The 22,581-nt window shown below is 64.8% G+C and carries 19 protein-coding genes and 1 pseudogene; 6 read left to right on the forward strand and 14 right to left on the reverse strand.

Annotation, left to right across the window (positions count from 1 at the left end):
- Positions 1-4: 4 nt before the first annotated feature.
- From AC1RAD_RS19730 to AC1RAD_RS19795, 14 genes and pseudogenes are all read right to left on the reverse strand, one after another.
- Positions 5-2,317 carry a molybdopterin-dependent oxidoreductase gene (locus AC1RAD_RS19730; protein ID WP_492736746.1) on the reverse strand — a complete coding sequence of 771 codons (2,313 nt, stop codon included), beginning with the start codon at positions 2,315-2,317 and terminating at the stop codon, positions 5-7.
- A 17-nt stretch (positions 2,318-2,334) separates the two neighbouring features.
- Positions 2,335-3,783 carry an MFS transporter gene (locus AC1RAD_RS19735; protein ID WP_164546794.1) on the reverse strand — a complete coding sequence of 483 codons (1,449 nt, stop codon included), beginning with the start codon at positions 3,781-3,783 and terminating at the stop codon, positions 2,335-2,337.
- Between the two features lie 152 nt (positions 3,784-3,935).
- On the reverse strand, positions 3,936-4,346 hold the full coding sequence (locus AC1RAD_RS19740) for a RidA family protein (RefSeq protein ID WP_062469655.1): 411 nt from the start codon (positions 4,344-4,346) through the stop codon (positions 3,936-3,938).
- Between the two features lie 22 nt (positions 4,347-4,368).
- Positions 4,369-5,211 carry a phytanoyl-CoA dioxygenase family protein gene (locus AC1RAD_RS19745; protein ID WP_062469658.1) on the reverse strand — a complete coding sequence of 281 codons (843 nt, stop codon included), beginning with the start codon at positions 5,209-5,211 and terminating at the stop codon, positions 4,369-4,371.
- 333 nt (positions 5,212-5,544) lie between these two features.
- Positions 5,545-6,234 (reverse strand): TetR/AcrR family transcriptional regulator, encoded by a 690-nt coding sequence (locus AC1RAD_RS19750; protein WP_125948588.1) that lies wholly within the window; start codon positions 6,232-6,234, stop codon positions 5,545-5,547.
- Between the two features lie 130 nt (positions 6,235-6,364).
- Positions 6,365-7,297 (reverse strand): MBL fold metallo-hydrolase, encoded by a 933-nt coding sequence (locus AC1RAD_RS19755; protein WP_070064098.1) that lies wholly within the window; start codon positions 7,295-7,297, stop codon positions 6,365-6,367.
- Positions 7,298-7,680: 383 nt separating this feature from the next.
- Positions 7,681-8,118: pseudogene (locus AC1RAD_RS19760) on the reverse strand (NAD(P)/FAD-dependent oxidoreductase); the annotation flags it as partial.
- 432 nt (positions 8,119-8,550) lie between these two features.
- Positions 8,551-10,143: a tannase/feruloyl esterase family alpha/beta hydrolase gene (locus tag AC1RAD_RS19765; protein WP_492736750.1), complete on the reverse strand. Its 1,593-nt coding sequence runs from the start codon at positions 10,141-10,143 to the stop codon at positions 8,551-8,553.
- Positions 10,144-10,202: 59 nt separating this feature from the next.
- Complete coding sequence (locus AC1RAD_RS19770) at positions 10,203-10,649, reverse strand: MaoC family dehydratase (RefSeq protein WP_070059255.1); 447 nt, start codon at positions 10,647-10,649, stop codon at positions 10,203-10,205.
- Entirely contained in the window at positions 10,642-12,294 is a 1,653-nt protein-coding gene (locus AC1RAD_RS19775) for an AMP-binding protein (RefSeq protein WP_492736752.1), read from the reverse strand. Before AC1RAD_RS19775 ends, AC1RAD_RS19770 begins: the two co-directional genes overlap by 8 nt.
- Positions 12,291-13,031, reverse strand: a complete 741-nt coding sequence (locus AC1RAD_RS19780) for a nitroreductase (protein ID WP_159270788.1) — start codon at positions 13,029-13,031, stop codon at positions 12,291-12,293. Before AC1RAD_RS19780 ends, AC1RAD_RS19775 begins: the two co-directional genes overlap by 4 nt.
- Before the next feature lie 13 nt (positions 13,032-13,044).
- The gene (locus tag AC1RAD_RS19785) at positions 13,045-14,439 is read right to left on the reverse strand and encodes an MFS transporter (RefSeq protein WP_492736754.1); all 1,395 of its coding nucleotides are present in this window, start codon (positions 14,437-14,439) and stop codon (positions 13,045-13,047) included.
- Between the two features lie 149 nt (positions 14,440-14,588).
- A complete protein-coding gene (locus AC1RAD_RS19790) occupies positions 14,589-15,608 on the reverse strand; it encodes an AraC family transcriptional regulator (RefSeq protein WP_492736756.1) in 1,020 nt (339 codons plus the stop codon).
- Positions 15,609-15,754: 146 nt separating this feature from the next.
- Complete coding sequence (locus AC1RAD_RS19795) at positions 15,755-16,360, reverse strand: TetR/AcrR family transcriptional regulator (protein ID WP_095747520.1); 606 nt, start codon at positions 16,358-16,360, stop codon at positions 15,755-15,757.
- A 132-nt stretch (positions 16,361-16,492) separates the two neighbouring features.
- On the opposite strand from AC1RAD_RS19795, the gene AC1RAD_RS19800 reads away from it, so the two are divergent.
- From AC1RAD_RS19800 to AC1RAD_RS19825, 6 genes are all read left to right on the forward strand, one after another.
- A complete protein-coding gene (locus AC1RAD_RS19800; protein WP_139701795.1) occupies positions 16,493-17,338 on the forward strand; it encodes an alpha/beta fold hydrolase in 846 nt (281 codons plus the stop codon).
- Between the two features lie 52 nt (positions 17,339-17,390).
- Entirely contained in the window at positions 17,391-18,485 is a 1,095-nt protein-coding gene (locus tag AC1RAD_RS19805) for an alkene reductase (RefSeq protein WP_139701796.1), read from the forward strand.
- A gap of 60 nt (positions 18,486-18,545) precedes the next feature.
- Complete coding sequence (locus tag AC1RAD_RS19810; RefSeq protein ID WP_070059257.1) at positions 18,546-19,334, forward strand: SDR family NAD(P)-dependent oxidoreductase; 789 nt, start codon at positions 18,546-18,548, stop codon at positions 19,332-19,334.
- Between the two features lie 34 nt (positions 19,335-19,368).
- Positions 19,369-20,355 carry an acrylyl-CoA reductase (NADPH) gene (gene acuI, locus AC1RAD_RS19815; protein WP_390344587.1) on the forward strand — a complete coding sequence of 329 codons (987 nt, stop codon included), beginning with the start codon at positions 19,369-19,371 and terminating at the stop codon, positions 20,353-20,355.
- A gap of 11 nt (positions 20,356-20,366) precedes the next feature.
- Positions 20,367-21,197 (forward strand): alpha/beta fold hydrolase, encoded by an 831-nt coding sequence (locus tag AC1RAD_RS19820; RefSeq protein ID WP_139701798.1) that lies wholly within the window; start codon positions 20,367-20,369, stop codon positions 21,195-21,197.
- A gap of 108 nt (positions 21,198-21,305) precedes the next feature.
- A complete protein-coding gene (locus tag AC1RAD_RS19825; RefSeq protein ID WP_492736759.1) occupies positions 21,306-22,307 on the forward strand; it encodes an NADP-dependent oxidoreductase in 1,002 nt (333 codons plus the stop codon).
- Positions 22,308-22,581: the final 274 nt, after the last annotated feature.

The following is a 22,581-nucleotide window of genomic DNA, read 5'->3' on the forward strand; positions in this document are numbered from 1 at the left end:
CTCTTTATGTCTTGGGGATGATGGCCGGCGGATCGAAGCAGGTCGTCGCCGGCGGTACGCCGGCGAAGCGCTCGATCTCGACGAGGCATGAATTGGCCGTGCTGCCCTGCGCGATCTCCGAAGTTCCGAAGTCGCGCGTGAGTACATTGGCGTTGCCATGCTTGTCGAGGGAGATGCCGTCGCCGTCTTCCGGCGACAGGTCCAGCCAGGCGCCGGTGGCCATCTGCAGCACACCCGGGATCACAGCATCGGAAACCACCGCCCCCGCAAGGCAGCTGCCTCGCGTGTTGAACACCCGGACGATCATCCCGGTCTCGATGTTCCGGCTTGCCGCATCGACCGGGTGAATCCGTATCGGCTCCCGCTCGGAGATCTTCAACTTCCGGCTGTGCGGCGCGTGGTCGTACTGGCTGTGCAGCTTGGAGCTCGGCTGGTTCGACAGCAGGTGCAAGGGAAACGCCTGCGCCTGGGTCGCGCCCAGCCATTCTTGCGGCTCGATCCAGACCGGATGCCCCGGCTGCCCCTCGATGCCGAAGTCGCGGATGGTCTGCGAGAAGAGTTCGATGCGGCCCGACGGCGTGCGCAAAGGCTTGCCAACCGGGTCATGGATGAACTCCGAGAAGACCGCCGCGGACTCCTGCGTCGGCACCTCGACCATTCCCTTCGCCCAGAACTCATCGAACGTCGGAAGCTTCAGGCCCTGCTCGTCGCCTTGCTCCTTGATCTGCGCATAGAACGAGCGCAGCCAATCCTCCTCCGTCTTCCCCCCCGTGAATTCTTCGAGGCATCCCAGCCGGGTGGCGAGCTCGGAGAAGACCTCGTAGTCGTTCCGCGCATCCGCATGGGGTTTCGCATGCGCTGCGGAGGCGATGACAAAAGGATCGCTGCTGGTGCCCACGATGTCGTTTCGCTCGTACGCCACGGTGGTGGGAAACACGATGTCTGCATGCTTGGCCGTCGCCGTCCACCAGGGCTCGTTGACGATGATGGTTTCCGGCACCGCCCATGCCTTGCGAAGACGGTTCAAGTCCTGATGGTGATGAAAGGGGTTACCCCCCGCCCAATAGATCAGCCGTGTGTCGGGGTAAGTGAGCGTTTGGCCGTTGTAGCGAAACGACTGCCCCTTGTTGAGCAGCATGTCCGCGATCCGGGCCACGGGGATAAACGAAGACACGGGGTTCCTGCCCTGCGGCAGTGCGGGAATCTTCACCGTGATCGACTCAAGACCGATGCCGTTGACGGCGGCATAGCCGAAGCCGAATCCACCGCCCTCCAGACCGATCTGGCCGATCATCGACGCCAGCACGACCGTCATCCAGTACGGCTGCTCCCCGTTCTCGGCCCGCTGTACAGACCACGACATAGTGATCATGGTCCGGTGCCGCGCCATATCGCGCGCCAGCTGCGCGATTTCCTGCGCCGGCACGCGGCAGATGGATGATGCCCACTGCGGTGTCTTCGCAATGCCGTCGAACAGTCCCAGCAGGTAGGCACGGAACTGGTCGTAGCCGACCGTGTACCGGGCCAGGAATGACCGGTTCGCGAGGTTCTCGGTTTCCAGCACGTAGGCCAGCCCCAGCATCAGCGCCACATCGGTTTGCGGACGGATGGGCACCCATTCGCAGGGCACGCTTGTGTCGTCCCGGATCGGGCTTATCGAGACCAGGCGCACACCCGCCTGAGCGAGCTGCCCGAGCGTGTCGCGATAGCGATGCCGTGTGACGCCACCGGCATTCACCTGCGCGTTCTTTTCCGGCAGCCCCCCGAAGGTGACCAGCAGCCGGGTGTGGCCGATCATGGACTTGAACGAGGTGTGCCGACCCGCGAGGCTGTGCATCGAGCCGACCACGCGCGGGATGATCACCTCCCCGGCGCCGTAACTATAGGAGTTGATCGATCGCGTATAGCCGCCTAGCAGGTTCAGGAAGCGATGGATCTGGCTCTGCGCATGGTTGAACCGGCCGGCACTGGCCCACCCGTAGGAGCCGCCGAAGATCGCCGTATTGCCGTGCGTCGCGCGCACCCTGTCCAGCTGCGCGGCGGCCATGTCGAGCGCGGTCTTCCAGTCGACCTCGACGAAGGGCTCGCGCCCGCGGCCCGCACCGCTCGCACGATGCTGCTTCTCGAGGAACGATTGCCGGACAGCGGGCGCGGCCACCCTCGGCCCCGTGTGCGAGCCGTCCAGGCCCTCCCAGACCGGCGCCGGCGCGGGATCGCCCGACCAGGACCGGATGCCGGACACCCTCCCCTGGTTCACGGACACGCTATAGGTGCCCCAGTGCGTGGAGACCACGCGGTTCTCTTGGACAGGCAGCATGAACGGCTCCTGCGGACTCAGGCTGCCGCCCGGCTGGAGGCCAGCGGCGGCGGCGCCTCGCCCTGCCCTCGGCCGAGTTCTTCATCGGCCACGGCTTCCAGCGAACGGTTAGTGGTGCGCGGGCCGAACAGCAGCACGGGGATGGCGAAGACGATGTAGATCGCGGCAGCCGTCCACGTCACATACTTCAAGCCACCTGCGGACACCAGTGCCGCGCCCATCACGCCGGAGACCGCGCCGCCGACCCGGGCCCCCGACATCACGATGCCGTTGCCCAGGGCGCGCAACTGCGTGGGCATCGTCTCGGGGATGTAGGTGTAGTAGGCATTGAGGACGAATCCGGCGAAGACGGTGAGGATGCCGCCGATGATGGATACAGCCCAGTAGCCGGTGGACATGCCCAAAGCTGCCAGAGTGAGCGCCGCGAACACGGACATGAAGAGGATGGTGTTCTTGCGCTCCCACCGATCCAGAAATCGCATGGCGAGGAAAGGCATGGCGCCGTAGACCACGGTCCAGATGAACAGGATGAAATACGCGTCCTTCTGCGCGTACTTGAGGTCGTACACCAGTGCGTAGATGCTCCAGTTCGCCCAGGTGTAGTACGCGAGGTAGACCCCGAAATAGGAAACGAAGAGCACGGCCAGGTTGCGTAACACGGACCTGTTCTGGAACAGGTCGCGCAACGTCGGCTGCGCTGCGGCGTACGGTACAGCCGACACCTGGGGCGTGGCGAGCGGGCCCTGGCGCAGCGCACGCGCTTCCAGCCGGCTGACGATCTTCTCGGCGCGGTCGACTTGTCCGCGTGCCACGCACCAGCGCACCGACTCCGGCAGGCAGAAGTGCACCAGCGGGGCGATCAGCAGACCGATGCCGCCTGCGAGGAACAGGTGACGCCAGGTGTCCGGCCCGCCGGTCGGCAGGTAGAACATGGCCAGCGCCGCCGCAAGCACTGCCGCAGCAGTGAGCCCCATCGTCACGACCGACAGGAAGCGCCCGCGCGCGCCGCTTGGAAACATCTCGGAGACGTAGACCAGCAGCACCGACGTGGCCGCCTGCACTCCGAGGCCGGTGATGAAGCGGGAGCCCAGGATCAGTTCGTACCCGGGCACGAAGGCGGTCGCCACCACGCCGAGCGAATACATGACCGTGCCCCACACCAATACCGGGCGACGCCCCCATCTGTCCGAGAGCCAGCCGCCGACGAGCGCGCCGATCACCATGCCTACGTAGAAGGCGCTGCTGATGAAGCCGATCTGCTCGGTGCTCATGCCGGTGTGCGCCTTGATGGTCGGACTGGCATAGGCAAAGATGGCGTTGTCGTAGTACTCCAGCATCATGTTGAGCGCCAGCAGAGCGGCCCAGACGTAATGCAGCCGCATCGTGGGCAGGCGGTCGAATCGCGCCAGCAAGAACGAAGGGGCGATTCCGGCAGAGGTTGGCCTCGTCTCGTCAATACGGTTCATCATTTGTCTCCATCAGCGTTTCATCTGTTGTCTGGTTTTGTGCTGTGCCGCCACGCCCACGGAACACGCGGACGCAGCCATCCCCCGCATGCGGGGCGATGCGCTCTTCGTGGAAAGGCCGCGGCTGATGCCCGCGGCCTGCAGGCCGGGGCCTAGTCTGCGCCGCAGCCGACCACAGCGACCGCGCGGACCTCGACCAGGTACGCCGGGTGGGCCAACTGGGTCACGCCCACCCCGGTCCACGACGGGTAGCGGTCGGGCAGGAACTCGTCCTTGACCTTGGCGAACGCCTGGATGTCCGGGCCTTGCATGTCCATGTGGAAGGTCATGATCTCGACGACATCGGCCAGTGTGGCGCCGGCCTCCTCGAGGACGGCTTTGAGGTTCTGGAATGCCAGCCGGGCCTGCGCGGCCATGCCCTGGCCGGGCTTGCCCGTCGCCACGTCGAAACCGACCTGGCCGGACACCCAGACCATGTCGCCCACACGGGTGGCCGACGAGAAATGCAGCTGGTCGTAGTGCTTCGCCTTGACGGACGCGGGGTTGATCATTTGTCGCTTCATGGTGGTGGTACTCCTGGTGATGTCAGATGCCGGCAACCTGGCGGAAGATGGGCGAGCGGAACGAATCGCCCTGGCTGAAATGAGCCATTTCCTTGCGAAAGAGCGGACCGACGCGGGCATAGCTCGGCTTGCAAGTGGGCAGTTCCCGAAAGGTGGCGTCATCGCCGAAGAAGCGCATCACCAGGGTGTGACGGGTGGGGCAGCCGGCGTCGACCGGGGCGCCGCCGTGCAGCGAACGCGGGTGCAGGAACACGATGTCACCGGGGTCGATGTCGAAGGAGACGATGTCCCACGACGTAGGGTCACGCGCCAAGTCCTTGTCGATGTGCGGCAGGCGGGGGTAGGTGCCGTCGCCGTAGAGCGGATCCGTCGGATCGTCGGCGCTCATGAAGCTGGCGCCGTCGTACTGGATGCCCAGGTGCGAACCGCGCACGATCTCCAGCGAGTTCCTCTTGGGAATCTTCTGGAAGGTGATCCAGGCGTTGCCCCAGTGGCGGCCGGCCCAGGGCAGATTGGCCGTGTCCTGATGCCAGGGACCACGACCGCTCTTGCCTCCTTCCTTGGCGAAGATCTCCTCGGCGAAGTACCAGACGTTCTCCGAGCCCCACAGCTCCTGGAAGATCTGCCCGAAGGGCAGCGACGCTGCCAGTTCGTCCAGCTTGGCCTTGGCCTCGGGGTTGGCATTGTCGATATGGGTCTCCAGCGCAGTCCCGTTCAGGCCCCGGTAGACGTGGGGACCGGGGTTGGCCATGTCCCACTTGAAGGCGTCGTAGCACCGGGCCAGTTGGGTTTCGTCGAGACAGTTCTTGAAGACGGTGGCACCGTCGTTGCGGAACTGGTCGCGCATCTCGGGGGTGGTCAGCATGGTGAGGCTCCTTTGTGATCGGGCAGCAGAAATTTCCTTGCCCTGGATGCCTCACTGTAGCCATCCATCCAATTTTACACAACAGTCGTTCTGTTAATGAAATCCCATATTTACATGACACTCGTTGTGTAATATTTAGACCCCCCTAAGGGGAAACGAAGCTGACGCGAGGAAAGCTGTTGCCAGAACATGACGGCCACGACTGCACCGCAGCGAGGGGTCGCTGCGAATTCTCGTGTCGGGTATCAGGGGCAATCGGCCCCCACGGCACCATCGCGGCCGGCGCCGAAGCGACGCGCAGCATCGCTGCGCGCGCAGAGATGACAGTGCGGCCTAGCCGGCGTTCGCGCTGCGCGATCCGGGTGCGGGTTGCACGCCAGATGCCGGAGCGATCAGGACGCCTATAGCGTCGATGAGCGCCCGGATCCGCTTGGAAGTGAAGCGCTTGGGCTCGACGGGATACATCAGCATCCAGCCGTCCCCCATCGCGCTGAGTTGATCGGCAAGCAGGTCGGCCGGAATGTCGCAGCGAACGCTCCCTTGCTCCTGCGCTTCCTTGAGGATCGACGTCTGGATTTTGCGAAATTGCGCATAGCGCCGGGCGATCACCTCGGCGAATGCGGGCTCATACCGCCCCTGCGCCAGCAACTCAGAAGTCGCAGGCCAGAACCGTGTGTTGCGCTCGTTCAGCTGCAGCCAGTGTTCGAAGAGCAACCGGATGTCACCCTTTTCCCGGACCGACTCCAGCATGGCATCGAAGCGATCGAACGCGCTTTCCAGCAACGCGACGATGAGCTCCTCCTTGTTTGCGAAGTAGTACGTCACGGCACCGGTCGAGTGCCCGGCGTACTGCGCGACCGTGCGCAGCGATGCCTTCGCATAGCCTTCCCGTGCGATCACCGATGCCGCAGCCCTGAGCAACTCCTTGCGCTTGATTTCGGGGTCGCCGGCGGGGCGCCCCCTTGTCGGCGTCTGCCCACGCTCCCCGGCGCCGTGCGCTGGCTTGGTCTTCTTATCTGACATCGTTGAGGTCATCCACGAACAACTTGCACATCCATATCCATTCCTCGTGGACCGAAGCGATCGGTTTCGTCGGCCAAGATCCCACGGTACTCAGTTTAGTAGGCGCCCATGGGCACCACGAAGACTGCCATCAAGCGGTGCGATAGACACCCCGCCCGTCGACCTGCACCTGCCCGTCGGCCAGCAACTCGACCAGGTGTTGCGAGATGGTGCGGGTCTCCGCATCGACCACCCAGGGGCTTTCATAGCCCGGCGGATACAGCATCCGATGCTGGGCCAGCTGCGCCAGCGTCTTTGGCGATTCGCGCAGCAGGTCCAGCAGCCGCTGCGCGCGCTCGTCGAACTTGGCGGCGAAGGCCGCGAGATCGCGCAGAAATCGCTCTCTCTCGGTGTACACGCCACGGTGGTGCGAGGTGACCCACACCTTGGCCGGAATGTCCGGCAGCCGCGCCAGACTGCGGCGGAAATCCCGCAAGCTGGAGCCGGCGTCGCCGTAGTAGGGACCGAAGCCGGTCAAGTCGATGTCGCCGATGAATGCAACGCCCTCCGGCTCGACCAGCAGCACGGTGTGGCCGGCCGTGTGGCCGGGCATGTGAAAGGCCCGGATGCCCGTCCGGCCCAGGTCCCACCTCGCACCGTCCACGTAGCCTCTTGCATCAGGTCGCGGAGCATAGAAGAAGTCGCGTTGGAACTTGGCGAGCATGTCTTGGATGACGGCCGGATCGGTCATGCCGAAGGCTTTGAGCATGCCGTCCCAACCTTGCGCCGCAGGCAAGTCTGCTTCGTGCACATGCACCGCCGCGGCGGGCAGACGGTGCAGCCCAGCCATGTGGTCTTCGTGCACATGCCCCATGACCACCAACTCGGTGGCGTCGAACTCGGGACCGATGTGGTTGGCAACGATCGGCGTATCGAAAGCGGCGCGCGTATCGGTGCCACGTATGAGCACTTGGTTGCCATCGGGATACTTGCCATTCTTCTCGCCGAAGAAAACCGAGACGCGGCCAAAATCAATGCGGCTGACGGCAGTTAAAGGATCGGTTTGGTGGAAGACAGCGCTCATGCTGCCTCATTCCTGGTCATGCCGAACAGCCGATCGATGCATCTCATCCCTCTGCAAAGAGGCAATGTCCCATTCTCTTGGTCCCACCGCATGCCCCTTCTCCCCTGCATGGCAACTATCGAAGTGAAGCGACCTCGACGAGGGCAGCTTCGCTCCCAGTGGAATCTCCCGTCTGATGCTTGCATGGCGCGACCTCCCAACTCAAAGCAAAAAGTCAAAGACTAGCAAATCACATGATTTTTTACAACGATCGTTTTGCGAATGCATGAGCGACGAACAAGGCCGCCGATGCGCCACAGCGGGATCAGACCAAGGGCCGGTCTTCTCCGCGGAACGAGCAAGACCACAGCCCCACGGGTTCCGGCTTCCTATGAATTTCCTATCTAGTCCAATCGCACTGAAGGGCGCAGTCGTGCATTCAGCAGGTCCACCAGCCACAGCAGGCTGCCTCGAGCGAAGCCATGCAGCCTGGCCTGATGGCTCCGATACAGCAGCACGTGGCTGAGCTGGGCCAAACGTCCTTTGAAGGTCACACCTTTGAACATGCCCGTTTTTCCCAGCGAACCATAGGCGTCGTAATCGGCCAAGGAAACCAGGGCACCGAAGTCGGTGTGGCTGAAATCCGGCACCTGCGTGCAGTACTCAAGCGCAGCAGGCAGGTGACGAATCAGGTGCTGCGCCTGCTGATGCGCCACCTGTGCTGTGGGCGGCAACGGCAGATCACCGCCGATAGGCACTAGGCTCGCGCAGTCGCCGACAGCATAAATGGAAGGATCGAGCGTTGTCTGCAGCGAGGGACGCACCAGCAACTGGTTGCTTCGGTTATCGGAGGGTTCGGTTGCGACGCACAGCAGACGTTCAGCGGGCCACACTGACAGCAACCTGTCTGGAGGGGGCGTACACGAAGGACAGCTATGCAGCGATTGCCGTAGTCGGGATCGGAACAATCGATGTCTGCAACGAGGCCAATATCCGACAACCAAGGCAGTGTGAATCGCTGCGGGGCTCAGTCCAGATCGGGCTTCGTAGGTAAGGTCAGTACGCCGACGCATGCCTTCGGCGCCCGCCGAAGTTGCGCGCTTCGGCGGCCAGAGGGTGCGAGAAACCAGCAGGAGGACACTGTATCCATTGAATGCATCAGCGCGTGTCGAATCCTTCCCGCGCCACCCAGAACGGGCGACGCGCGTTCTCTTCGCGAATGCCTTCACAGATCAGCCTGTGCCAACACTGCTGCGTACACAGCGCCACGACGCCTAGCTAGGTGACGTGCAGGTGAAGCTGGACGCCGCCTCGGGATCGCCGGTGCCGTTGTACTTTGGAAACTGCGGGTGCCTGCACATCGGCCGCTGCATGCCCTTGCCCGGCTCGACGCTGCGCGTGGCCACGATCTCGCGGGCGCTGGGATGGGTGCCGGTTTCGATCCAGTCGAACATCGGGGTGACGAGGTCGACGCTGTCCGGGCCCTTGCCGCCTGCCGGCGTGGCGGCGCAGTGGTCGTTGCCTGCCAGCACGTAGTACTCGACGAACCGGTCGGCCGCGGCCTGCCCGCCCGCTGCGGCGACGACCTTGCGGTAGTAGTCCGTGGTGTTGTTCTGCGTGATCAGCCAGTCGGTGGTGCCGTGCATGAGCAGCATCTTGCCGTTGCGGGCCCGGAACCCGCTCAGGTCGGGGTTGACTGCATCGATCAATCGGGCGAGGTGGTCGAGTCGGTTCGTGTACTGCAGCGGGTCGACGTTCAGCGGGTCTGCGGACGGGTCTTGCGCCACGAAGTACTTCATGTAGTCGCCGCCGAGAATCTGAAACGTGGTGCCTCCGATGGCCTGCCACGATGCGTCGTCGGCGGTCTCGCCGCCGACATAGGGAAAGGCCGGCCATGTGTAGCGACCACCCGCCACATCGGTGGGCTCGTACAGGACCTTGGCGGACGCCAGCTGCGCGTCGGTCAGGCAAGAGTCTGCGTCGGCGCCCGTGCATCGGAGCTTGGCCAGATCGGGCTTGCAGGCCTCGGGGTGGCTGATGATGCCGTCCTTCAGGCCGTCGAGTGCATCGCATTGGGACTGCATGAAGTTCGCGAGGGTCTTGACCTTCGGGATGCTCAGGCCCGCCTCGGGCTGGGCCAGCTGCTTGAGTATTTTTTGATACCAGAGGAACTGGCCCGTGTAGGCATTGGCCGGGGCGCGCGCAATCACGCCGTCGAACAGATCGGGATGCCGTTGCGCCTGGATCAACGCCTGACGCCCACCGCCCGAACAGCCCTCGTAGACAAACTTCGAGCGGCCGACCGATTCGCCATAGCGCGAGCGGAGCACGGCCTTCGCCGATGCAAGCACCTTGGGCACGGCACCGTCTGCGTAGTCCTGAAGCAACTGGGGGTCCATAGCGAAGGAGCCATTGGGATGCTTGGCCGCATCGTGTCCATGGTTCGTCGCGATGGTCGCGTAGCCGCTTTCCGCGACGCCAGGGCTGTAGGCGCTGGGGTAGATGGCGCCGTCGAAGCCGCCGCCGCCGATGAACAGGACACGCTGGTTCCAGCTGCTGGGCAGCTTGACTTCGAAGGCGAGTTCCGGCCGCATCTCGCCGCGCACGGTGCAGGTCTCCGGCGTGGTGTCTGTCTGGGGCGTCAGCGTCGCCTGCGTGATCGTGGCGCCTTCGAAGGCCCGGCTCAGGAAGCTGTTGCACGCGGCCTGCGCGCTTCCGGCGGCGGACGGGAACAGCGCGGGTGGCGAGTTGCCACCACCGCTGCCGCTGCCGCCGCAGGAAGCAAGCAGCGCCGCAGCAGCCACCACGGACCACGAGGTGATGCGCCGGTGGGTGTTGCGTCGGCATGTGAGAGGGGCCATCTTCATCTTTTGTCTCCTTGTTGGGGCAATGCCCCCGTGAACGCGCACGCTGGCGCGGAAAGCACTCATGCGGCGGGCGTGAAAAGCACCGTGCCCTGCGCGAGCACGCTGGTCCTGTCGTCTGCGCTCTTGATCGCACCTTGCAATTCGAGAACGCAGCCGCCCTTCGAATGCGCGGCCATCGACGTCACGCGCCACTCGATGAGTACCGTCTCGCTCGCCCGTACGGGACGCAGCAGGTCGACCGAGAAGTTCATGCCCAGCACCTTCCCCCTCGTAGCGAAGTGGCTGGCGGTCAGCCCCATCAGCAGCGAGGTGGTGTGGGTCGCACTGGCGATCAAGCCGCCGAAGCGCGTGCCCTGTGCAAACGCGGCATCATGGTGCAGCGGGTTCTCGTCTCCCGCGGCCAGCGCGAAGGCACGCACTTGCGCTTCGTCGAAGGTGTGGGGTCGCGAGAAGCGATAGCCGGGCCCGACAGGCCCCAGGGCCGCGGCCGCTTCGCACTCAGCCATGGCTCGCGAGCCGGGTGATGGCGTCCTGACTTCCGGCCTGCTGGCGCAAGCGGAACTTCTGGATCTTTCCCGTGGCCGTCTTCGGCAAGGGGGTGAAGATCACGCGGCGCGGACACTTGAAGTGCGCCAGCCGCTCGCGGCAGAACGCAATGATCTCCTGCTCGCTGGGCGCGGCGACACCGGCCTTCAGCTCGATGAACACGCACGGCACCTCGCCCCACTTGGGGTCGGGCTGCGCCACCACGGCGGCATGCAGCACCGCCGGGTGTCCATGGATGACGTCTTCGATTTCGACCGACGAGATGTTCTCGCCGCCCGAAATGATCACGTCCTTCGACCGGTCGGTGATCTGCGCATACCCGTTGGCATGCAGGACCGCGACGTCACCGGTGCGGAACCAGCCGTCGGCGAGCGCCTTGCGCGTTGCCGCCTCGTTCTTGAAGTAGCCCATCATCACGGTGTTGCCGCGCAACATGAGCTCGCCCGCCGATTTGCCGTCGGGCACGACGGGTTCGAGGGTGTCGGCATCGCCGACCATGAGGCCTTCGAACATGGCGGCGCGCACGCCCTGGCGCACGCGCAGCGCCCCCTGCTCGGCGGGCGCTAGGTCGTCCCAGCCGTCCTGCCACACGCAACTCACCGGCGTGCCGGAAACCTCCGTGATTCCGAAGACGTGCTCCACGTCGAAGCCCATCGCCAGCACCGCGTTCAGCACGGCGAGCGGCGGCGGTGAGCCGGCCGTGAGCACGCGCACGGGGCGCGGCAGCCGGGTATCTTTCGCCGCGTCCGCGAGCATCGCCATCACGACCGGCGCTGCGCAGAGGTGATCGATCTGATGGCGCTCGATGGCCTCCAGCACGGCGTCGGCAGACACCCGGCGCAGGCAGACATGGGTGCCCGCCGCCGCAGTCACGGCCCAGGTGAAGCACCATCCGTTCGCGTGGAACATGGGCAAGGTCCACAGGTACTTCGGCGCCCGTGGCATCGCCCAGTTCGTGATCTGCAGCAGGCTCATGAGGTAGGTGCCGCGATGGCTGGCGACCACGCCCTTGGGGTCTCCGGTCGTGCCGGAGGTGTAGTTCAGGGCGATGGGTTGCCACTCGTCGCTGGGCCAGCGACCGGCAAAGTCCGGGTCTCCGTTCGCCAGCAGCGATTCGTAGTCGGTCTCGCCGATGGGTTCGCCGGGTGGTGCGAGGTGGTCGTTGATGTCGATGACCGCAGGCGCACGGTCGAGCAGCTTCAGCGCTGCGGCCACCGTGGCGGCGAACTCGCGATCGACCATCAGCAATTTGCACTCGCCGTGGCGCAGGATGAACGCGATGCCTTCGGCATCCAGGCGATGGTTGATTGCGTTGAGCACCGCGCCGGCCAGCGGAATGCCGAAGTGGGCCTCCAGCATGGCCGGCGTGTTGGGCGCGAGCACCGAGACGGTGTCGCCCGGTTCGATGCCTCGCATCGCCAGCGCGGACGCCAGGCGATGGCAGCGCTCGCGCGTCTGCGCCCAGGTTCGCGTCAGCTCGCCGTGCACCACCGCCACGCGGTTCGGATGCGCGAGCGCCGCGCGGTCGAGAAAGCCCAGCGGCGTGAGCGGCACATGATTTGCCGCGCAGCGTTCGAGGCCCCGTGCATAGGATGGCGCGCTCATGCGGTGGTCTCCTTGGAGGTGTCGTGGAAGGTCGTAAACGCGGAGACTGGCTCGCGCTCGGTGACGAGCGAGTTCTCGACCGACGAGGTGTCGGCGTAGCCCAGGCTCATGCCGCAGACCAGCATCTGGCCGGCGGGAATGTCCAGCAGGTCCGCGATCTGGCGATGGAATTTCAGGAACGCGGCCTGCGGGCAGGTGTGGAGGTTGCGGCCGCGCGCGGCCACCATCACGCTCTGCAGGAACATGCCGTAGTCCAGCAGGCTGCCCTCCTCGAGTTCGCGGTCCACCGTGAAGAACAGGCCCACGGGCGCATCGAAGAAGCGGTAGTTGCGACCGTGCTGCAGGTGCATGCGCTGCTTGTCGCCCTTGGCGATGCCGAGCAATCCGTAGAGGTCCCAGCCGACCTTGCGGCGCCGCTCCAGGTAGGGAGAACACCATTCGCGCGGGTAGTAGTCGTAGGGCTCGAGCAGCTCGCCCGACCGGCCGGGATCGTCGTCGAGCACGGCAATCGCCGCCGACAGACGGGCCTTGGCAGGCCCCGTCAGCACATGCACATGCCAGGGCTGCATGTTCATGCCGGAGGCGCTGTAGCGCGCCGTCGAGAGGATCGCCTCGACCTCTTCCCGGGGCACCGGCCGGGGCAAGAACGCCCTGACGCTGCGCCGGGTGGCAATGGCCCAGTCGACCGCTCCTTGCAGCGCGTGTGCCTCCAGCGGTGGCGCCATCATTCGGTTCATTGAGGTTTCCTTGCTATTTCGAAGCCGGGCGAATCGCCCCGTCCACACGGCCCACTTCGCCGGTGGCCGCGCGCGCGGCCTTGGCCTGGGTCGACGCGGCGCGCGACTGGTTCACGAACGACACCGCTGCCGCGCCGATGACGCCGGCCAGGGCGATCGCCATGAAGTTCTGCTCGATGGGCAGGCTCAGCGACACGAGCCAGCCGATCAGGATCGGCGCGGCAATGGCGCCGATACGGCCGACACCCGAGGCAAAGCCGACACCCGTCGAACGCACGGCCGGTGGATAGAAATCGCCGGCGTAGGCATAGGCCAGCAGTTGCGTTCCGAGCGTGGACGCCCCCACCACGAACACGGCAACGAACAGCAGCTCGGTCGATTTCGTGTATGCGAGCGCGGCCAGCGACGCAGCCCCGACCACGTAGAACGCCACCAGCACATGCTTGATGTTGAACTTGTCGCTCAGCAAGCCGCCGCCGATCGCGCCCACGATCGCACCGACGTTGAAGACGATCACGAAGTTCAGGGCCGAGCCCAGGCTGTATCCCGCCATGGCCATGAGCTTGGTCAGCCAGGAGTTCAGCGCGTAGACCATGAACAGCCCCGTCATGAAAGCCACCCAGATCATCACGGTGCTGAACGCGCGTCCGGCGTCGAACAGGGTGCGCACCGGCGCGTCGTGCAGGCAGTCGGTGGACGCGCCGACATACACGATGCCGGCTGCGTTCGGCTGCTCCGGCGCGAGCTTGGCCGCGATCTCCCCGAGCTGCCGCTGGTCACCCTTCTTGAGAAGAAACGACAGCGATTCGGGCATCGTTTTCAGGATGAGCGGAATCAGTAGCACGGGCAGGCCGGCCACATAGAACACCCATTGCCATCCGTGGCTCTCGATGAGCTGCTTGGCAGTGAGCGCAACCAGAATGCCGCCTACGGAGTAGCCCGCGAAAACCATCGTCACCAGGCGCGTGCGCAGCTTCACCGGGGCGAACTCGCCCATCTGCGCGGTCACGATGGGCAACACCCCGCCGATGCCGAGGCCCGCGATGAAGCGGGCGACGCTGAAGCCGATGGGTTCGGTGGCCAGCCCGGTCAGCGCCGTGAAGACACTGAAGAGCGCCACGCACACCGCGATCATGCGAGGGCGGCCGATGCGGTCTGCCAAGGTGCCCAGGAAGATCGCGCCCAGCATGGTTCCGAACAACGCCGACCCGGCCATGACGCCGGCGCTCGTGGCGTCGACGCCCATGTCTTTCATGATCGATGGCAGCGCGGCACCCACGACCGCCAGGTCATAGCCGTCGATGACCAGGATCAACACGCACCACCAGAGCACGAGCCCGTGAAAGCCGTTGAACCGGGAGTGCCCCGCCAACGCGTGAATATCGACCTGCTTGCCGGCCTGCTGCATGTTTTTGTCTCCTGTCGTTTGATCTGTCGCGAGATGCGATGTCGACGGGAGGTTAGTTCTGCAGGCGGCACGCTTCCATGCCCGCGCGTCTCGATCTGGATGGGGCGTTCGGACATGTCGGCATCCCTGCCGGACGCCGGAGCTTCGGCTTATTGCGGCGCGGGCGCGGACGAGCGATAGGCGCCCGGGCTGACGCCTGTCCATTTCTTGAAGGCGCGATGGAAGGCGCTGGTTTCCTGGAAGCCGGTGCGGGCAGCGACTTCGGCCACCGTCAGCGACGCACTCGACAAGAGGTCGATGGCGATGTCGCGCCGCAGGTCGTCCTTCACGCGCTGGTAGCTCACGCCCTCCTGCTGCAAGCGGCGTTGCAGCGTGGTGCCGGAAACGCAGAGTTCCTGTGCGAGCTTTTCGAGTTCGGGCCACGCCTCGGGCATCTGGCTGCGCAACCTGTTGCGCACCTGGGCGCTGGTGCTTGCATCGTTGCGGTACTTGACCAGCAGGTTGGCCGGCGCTTCCCTCAGGAAGTTGTTGACCGTGGCGGGCAACTCCGCGATCTTCAGGTCCAGCAGATCGCTGGCGAAGCTGATGTGCGTAGCCTCTCCGTTGAACTTCACGTTCTCGCAGAAGCGCGTGCGGTAGTGGCTGTCGTCGCCGGGCGGCGGGCACCGGAACTGCATCTCGCGCAGGGGAATGCGCCGGTGCACGAGCCAGCACGCCAGGCCATGAACGAGGATGAACCAGGTGCCGTAGCCGAACAGCCGGCGCAGCACGCCGCCGTCATGCAGGACGATGCGCGCCTCGTCGCCATCGCAGACCAGCTCGCCGCGGAAGTCGTCCAGCGTGGCGTGGAGGAACCTCAGGATGCGGCGCAATGCGTGCGCGAGGTTGTCGGCGTTGACGGCGGCGCGCGTCATGAGCGCATAGCTGCCGCGGCGAAGCCCGTGGCTGTCCAGGCCGAAGAACTCGTCGTCCATCAGGTCGGCCAGCGCCACCCACATCTGCGAGTACGCCGCCGCCGAGATGCGCGCGCGCGGCGCGTTCAACAGCTCACGATCAATCTTGGCGCTTTCGAGGACGCTGCTGATGTCCATGTTTCTCAGCGCCGCGGCGTGGATCGCCTCGTGCACCAGTTCAATGGACACGGTTCCCTTCAAGCCTGCAGACTTCATACGCACTCGCTCAAGAATCAGTGGTGGGGCGAGCTCTTTATAAGCGCGTTTCGCGCTGTGCAGGATGCGGCCTCAGGGGACCCGCAGCGTCTGCAGCAATGAGATGCCGCCGACCTCTGTCGTGGGCTGTCGCGGAAATTGTGCGACTAGGTGCTCTGGGAACCGGAAGCGCCAGGCGTCATCGAGGAAAGCCTCGACAGTACGGCGCTGCGGCAGACATCCAGAATTTCATCGGCCAGTGGCGAGTCGTCAGGACACGCCCGCGACAGCACGATGGCACCGACTGCCTGCGCAATGAGGTCGATCCGCCTGGCGCGTGCGTCGCCGCCCTGATCGTCCTCCTCTGGCGCGTCGAACTGGTTTCCCAGGGTCACCAGCAGGTTTTCAATGCCGGTCGCAAACGCCGTCTTGATCGACTCCGGTTGGCGCGCAGCATCTGCACACAGGGCGGCCATCGTGCAACCGTCACCCGGTGCATCTCGGTGTTCACGGGACAGATAGTGATGGACAAATGCCATCGCATCGACGCCTTCGGCCTTGGCGGCCGTCTGCGCAAAACCGCAAGTCGCGGCTTGCGCCATCAGGTCGGCCTTGGATTCGAAGTGCTTATAGAACCCGCCGTGGGTAAAGCCTGCGAACGCCATCAAGTCCGCAATCCCCACCCCGTCGTAACCACGCTCGCGAAACAGCGTGGAGGCCGTCTCGACGATGTGCGCCCGGTTCGCCTGTGCCTGCGCCTTGGTGACCTTCATGTCCAGGACCTCTCTAGATGTGCCATCGGTGAAGCCATGAATATACATTGATGTCGATCATCATCAAAGTCCTTGACATCAAAGATGATGATCGACATCATTAGGCCAACTTACCTTGGAAGGCTTCCGAAAATGAGCGATACCCACCTGACCGCACCCACCCGCTTCGTCGAAGTGGATGGCGACAAATTCGCCCATCGCCGCTGGGGCAACACCTCCAGCGGACAGCCCCCTCTGTTCTTCGTCCAGCATTTCCGCGGCGGCCTGGACCACTGGGATCCCCTGTTGACCGATGGTCTGGCCGCAGGCCGCGAGGTCATCCTTTACAACGGTCGCGGCATTGCCTCCTCGACCGGCACGCCCCGCAACCGGATCGAAGACATGGCGGACGACATCGCCCTGGTGATCCGGGCGCTGGGTCTGTCCCAGGTCGATCTGCTTGGTTTCTCGATCGGGGGCTTCCAGGTGCAGGAGGTCGTGCTGCGTCACCCGCAACTGGTTCGAAAGCTCGTCCTGCTCGGCACCGGACTGCGCGGCGGCGATCCGAAGATGGAGCCCAGGGTGCTGGAGGTCGCGCCGAACCCCGTGCCGACCGCGGATGACTTTCTCTACCTGTTCTTCGGCCGCTCGGAAGCTGCCAAGCAGGCGGGTCTGGCCTTCTGGGAGCGCCGCCACCAGCGCGCCGACCAGGACCCGCCCAGCTCGATGGCCGTCGCTCAAGCCCAAGCCGAGGCGCACGCCGCCTACCTGCAGCCGCTGCCGGGTGCGAACCCCTATGCCTTCCTGAACGCCGTCACGCAGCCGACCCTGGTGCTCAACGGCGTCGACGACATCATGATTCCCACGATCAACTCCTGGCATCTGTCGCAGAACATTCCCAACGCGCAGCTGTTGATCTATCCCGACGCCGGACACGGCGCGCAGTTCCAGTATCCCGAGCGCTTCCTGCAACACGCGATCCAGTTCCTCGAGGAGTGATGCCGTAGCGCATCCCGTCCCCGCCCGATCAACGACGACACAGCAAACAAGCATGACTGACAAGACGCTCTTCGAGCCCTACACACTTGGCTCACTCCAACTGTCCAACCGCATCGTGATGGCGCCGCTGACGCGCAATCGGGCAGGCGCGGGTCTGGTGCCCAGCGAGTACGCCGCCACCTACTACGGTCAGCGCGCCTCGGCGGGCCTGATCATCACCGAGGCCACCCAGATCTCGGCCGATGCCCAGGGCTACCAGGACACCCCGGGTCTGTACACGCCGCAGCAGATCGACGGCTGGCGCAAGGTGACCGACGCCGTTCACGCCAAGGGCGGGCGGATCTTCGTGCAGTTGTGGCACGTGGGCCGTATCTCCCACGTCGACCTGCGCCCTGGTGGCACCGCGCCGGTGGCCCCCTCCCCCATCCGCGCCGCGACCAAGACCTTCGTCAACAACGGTTTTCATGACGTCTCTGAGCCACGTGCCCTGACCCTGGATGAGATTCCAGGCATCGTCGAGGATTTCCGCCAGGCTGCGGCCCATGCAATCACTGCGGGGTTCGACGGCGTCGAGGTCCACGGTGCCAACGGCTACCTGCTGGAGCAGTTCATCAAGGACGGTGCCAACACCCGGACGGACGCGTACGGCGGCTCCATCGAGAACCGCGCGCGCCTGTTGCTCGAAGTCACGGCCGCCGTGGCGAAGGAAATCGGTGCCGAGCGCACCGGTGTGCGCCTCTCGCCGGTGTCGTCGGCCGGCGCCATTTCGTCCAGCGATCCGCAGTCGCAGTACGACTACATCGCCGAGCAACTCAATGCGATGGGCATCGTCTACCTGCATGTGGTCGAAGGCGCCACCGGGGGTCCGCGCGATGCCGCACCGTTCGATTTCGACGCCTTGCGCACTCGCTTCAAGAACACCTACCTGGCCAACAACGGGTATGACCTCGAACTGGCCAACGCCCGCCTGATCGAGGACAAGGCCGACCTGTTCGTCTTCGGCCGCCCCTTCATCAGCAACCCCGATCTGGTCGAAAGGCTGGAGATCGGCGCACCCCTCGCCGCGCTGGACCCCACCACGCTGTATGGCGGTGGCGCCAAAGGCTACATCGACTATCCGACCCTCGCTGATTCCAGCGTCCGGTAGTCGTTTTTCCACGCTGCATATCGCGGCATGGACTCACCCTTTCGATCACGAGCAAAACACATGACCTCTCATTCCACTGTTCTCATCACGGGCGCCTCGACCGGCATTGGCGCCATCTATGCCGACCGCTTCGCACGCCGCGGCCACGACCTCGTGCTGGTGGCGCGCGACAAGGCGCGGCTGGAAACGCTCGCGGCGCGCCTGCGTGAGGAAACCGGCGCTGCCGTCGATATCCTTGCGGCCGATCTGACCCAACCCGGCGACCTGGCCGCCGTCGAGACGCGACTGCGCGAGGACGCCAGGATCGAGACCCTGATCAACAACGCCGGGGCCGCACTGTCCGGCCCGTTCATCGACCAGTCGACAGACGATGTCGCCCGCTTGGTCAGCCTCAACACCACCGCACTCGTGAGGCTGGCGAGCGCCATCGCCCCGCGCCTGGTGCAGGCCGGCAAAGGCGCGATCGTCAACATCGGCTCGGTGGTCGGCTTGGCGCCCGAGTTCGGCATGTCGGTCTACGGCGCGACCAAGGCCTTCGTGCTGTTCCTGTCCCAGGGGTTGAGCCTGGAGCTCGCGCCCAAGGGCGTCTACGTGCAGGCGGTGTTGCCGGCCGGCACCCGCACCGAGATCTGGGAGCGCGCGGGCATCGATACCCGTGCGATGCCCGACCTGATGGGAGTAGAAGAGCTGGTGGATGCCGCGCTGACCGGATTCGACCGCCGTGAACTCGTGACCATCCCGCCGTTGCACGATGCCGCGCGCTGGGAAGTGCTGAACACGGCACGTCAGGCCCTGGTCGCGGACATTCGGCAGGCGCACGTGGCGGAGCGCTATCGAACCGCCGCCTGAAACGGCAAGAACGCCAGAACGGAAGGAACAGCACATGACATTCAAGGCACTGCTCGCCAGCAAGACCGGCGACACCATTTCAAGCAGCCTGGTCGACTTCAAGGAAGAGGACCTGATGCCGGGCGACGTCACCGTCGCGGTCGAGTACTCGACGGTGAACTACAAGGACGCGATGGCGCTCAGTGGCCGGTCACCGGTCATTCGCCAGTTTCCGCTGATTCCGGGCATCGACTTTGCCGGTGTCGTCGAGTCGTCGACTTATCCCGGCATCGCAGCCGGCGACCGTGTGCTGGCCAACGGCTGGGGACTGAGCCAGACGCACCACGGCGGCTTTGCGCAAAAGGCGCGGGTGAGCGGTGATTGGCTGGTCAAGGTTCCCGAGGTGTTTTCGACCCGGGATGCCATGGCCGTCGGCACCGCCGGGTACACCGCCATGCTGTCGGTGCTCGCGCTCGAGCATGGTGGCCTGACGCCCGAGCACGGCGACATCCTGGTGACGGGCGCCAATGGCGGCGCCGGCTCCGTGGCGATCGCGCTGCTGTCGAGCCTGGGCTATCGCGTGATCGCGTCGACCGGGCGTCTCGAGGAATCCGATTACCTGCGTGCGCTGGGCGCGGCGGACATCATCGACCGTCACACCCTGTCCGAAGCGGGCGCACCGATCGCCAAGGAGCGATGGGCCGGGGCCATCGATTCGGTCGGCAGCCATACCTTGGCAAACGTCCTGGCGCAGACCCGGTATCGCGGCGTGGTCGCGGCCTTCGGGCTCGCACAGGGCGCGGACCTGCCGGCATCCGTCCTGCCCTTCATCCTGCGCAACGTCACCCTCGCCGGTATCGACTCGGTCAATGCGCCGCAGCCTGCGCGGCTGCAGGCGTGGTCGCGTCTGGCCAGCGACCTGGACCTGGACAAGCTGGCACGGACCACCAAGGTGATCGGATTGGCAGAGGTTCCTGACGTTGCCAGCCAGGTACTCGCAGGGAAGGTCCAGGGGCGCACCATCGTGGATGTGAACGCCTGACCGGATCGCGCATGCCCTTCATCGACGCTCCCAACCTCTCGATCGATGTCGACGGGACTGCATTCGCGTACCGCGACCTGGGGCCGCGCGATGGCGTGCCTCTGGTCCTGCTCAACCACTGGGGCGCGGTCCTCGACAATTTCGACCCGCGGATCGTCGATGGACTTGCCCGCAGGCATCGCATCATCGCCATCGACTACCGAGGGATCGGCGCTTCAGGCGGAACAGCGCCTGTGACCATCGATGCGATGGCGCGGGATGCGATCGCGCTGGTCCACGCACTGGGCTTCGAGAAGATTGATCTGCTTGGCTTCTCCCTCGGAGGATTCGTGGCGCAGGACATCGTGCTGAAAGCCCCCGGCCTGGTGCGCCGACTCATCCTGACCGGCACAGGGCCGGCAGGCGGCACAGGCATCGAACGGGTCGGAGCGGTCTCCTGGCCGCTGATAGTCAAAGGCCTGCTGACGCTGCGGGATCCGAAGACCTTTCTGTTCTTCACCTCCACGGCCAACGGTCGTCAAGCCGCGAAAGCCTTCCTGGAGCGACTGAAGGAGCGCAAGGCGGATCGGGACAAGGAACCGATGCCCCCTGCCTTCCTGCGACAGCTGAAGGCCATCAAGGCCTGGGGCCAGCAGGCGCCCCAGGATCTGGGCGGCATCCGCATCCCTGTGTTGATCGCCAATGGCGACAACGACATCATGGTTCCCACCGTGAACAGTCACGACATGGCGCGTCGCATCCCAGGCTCACAACTGGTCATCTACAAAGACGCTGGGCATGGCGGGATTTTCCAGTATCACGGCGAATTCGTGCCCAAGGCGCTGGCCTTTCTCAATGACTGAACGACGGCATCTTTTGCAACCGGCTTCAGGCCGACTTTCCCGACCGCCCCCTGTGGGGCGGGGCTGCCCGAAGCGCATTCAATCAAACACTCTGGAAAAAAGTCGCCCATGAAAGCGTTCATCATCGATCGTTACGGAAAGAATGAAGTTGGCCGCATCGGCGAAACGCCCGAGCCCGAGGTGCGGGACGATGACGTCCTAATCCAGATCCACGCGGCGAGCATCAATGCCCTGGACTCGAAGATCAAGAGCGGCGAATTCAAATTGATTCTTCCCTACCACTTCCCCCTGATCCTGGGCAACGACCTGGCCGGTACGGTTGAGCGGGTCGGCGCTCGCGTTCGCAGCTTCAAACCGGGCGACGAGGTCTATGCGCGCCCCGACGACGATCGCATCGGCACCTTCGCTGAGTTCATCGCCGTCAAGGAATCGTCGCTGGCGCTGAAGCCCAAGAATCTCAGCATGGTCGAGGCCGCATCCGTTCCTCTGGTGGCCCTGACCGCCTGGCAGGTGCTGGTCGAAACCGCCAAGCTGAAAAAGGGGCAGAAGGTCCTGATCCATGCCGGCTCCGGCGGCGTCGGCACCATCGCCATCCAGCTTGCCAAGCATCTCGGGGCATTCGTGGCCACGACCACCAGCACGGCCAACGTCGCCTGGGTGAAGGCCTTGGGCGCGGACGTCGTCATCGATTACAAGCAGCAGGATTTCGCCACGGTGCTCCGCGACTACGACGTGGTGTTGAACAGCCTCGGCAACGGCGAGCTGAACAAATCCCTCCAGGTTCTCAAGCCGGGCGGGCATCTCATCTCCATCTCGGGGCCGCCCACCCCGGCGTTCGCCATCGCGCGAGGACTGGTCTGGCCGCTCAGGCAAGTGCTGCGCCTGTTGAGTTTCGGCATCAGGAACAAGGCAAAGAAGAACGGGGGCCACTACACCTTCGTCTTCATGCGGGCCGATGGGGCGCAGTTGCGAGAGATCACCGCCCTCATCGAGTCAGGCGCCATCCGCCCGATCGTCGACAAAGTGTTCCCATTTCAGGACACCCACAAAGCGTTGGCCTACGTCGACAGTGGGCGCGCCAAGGGCAAGGTCGTGGTGCAAGTGGTGTAGCTGCCGCCTGCCTGCGCTAGCGTCTTTGATCAGGCCCTTGCCCCGCCGACTCAGGCCATCGCACGGCCGACGCGCAAGCCTCCGGTGGCCTTGGCGTTCTGTACCCGCTCTGCATGACCAGGGGATCGACCTTGAGTTCATACACAACCGCCCGCATCGGCAAGCGCGCGCTGGTGACCGGCGCATCTAGCGGCATCGGTGCGGCCATCGACGCGTGGACCCACATTTTCGCTGACGCTTGAACCGCCTGTATTCCAACGCGCACGCCTGTGGT

The organism is Variovorax sp. GW823-FHT04B03 (assembly GCF_058796495.1).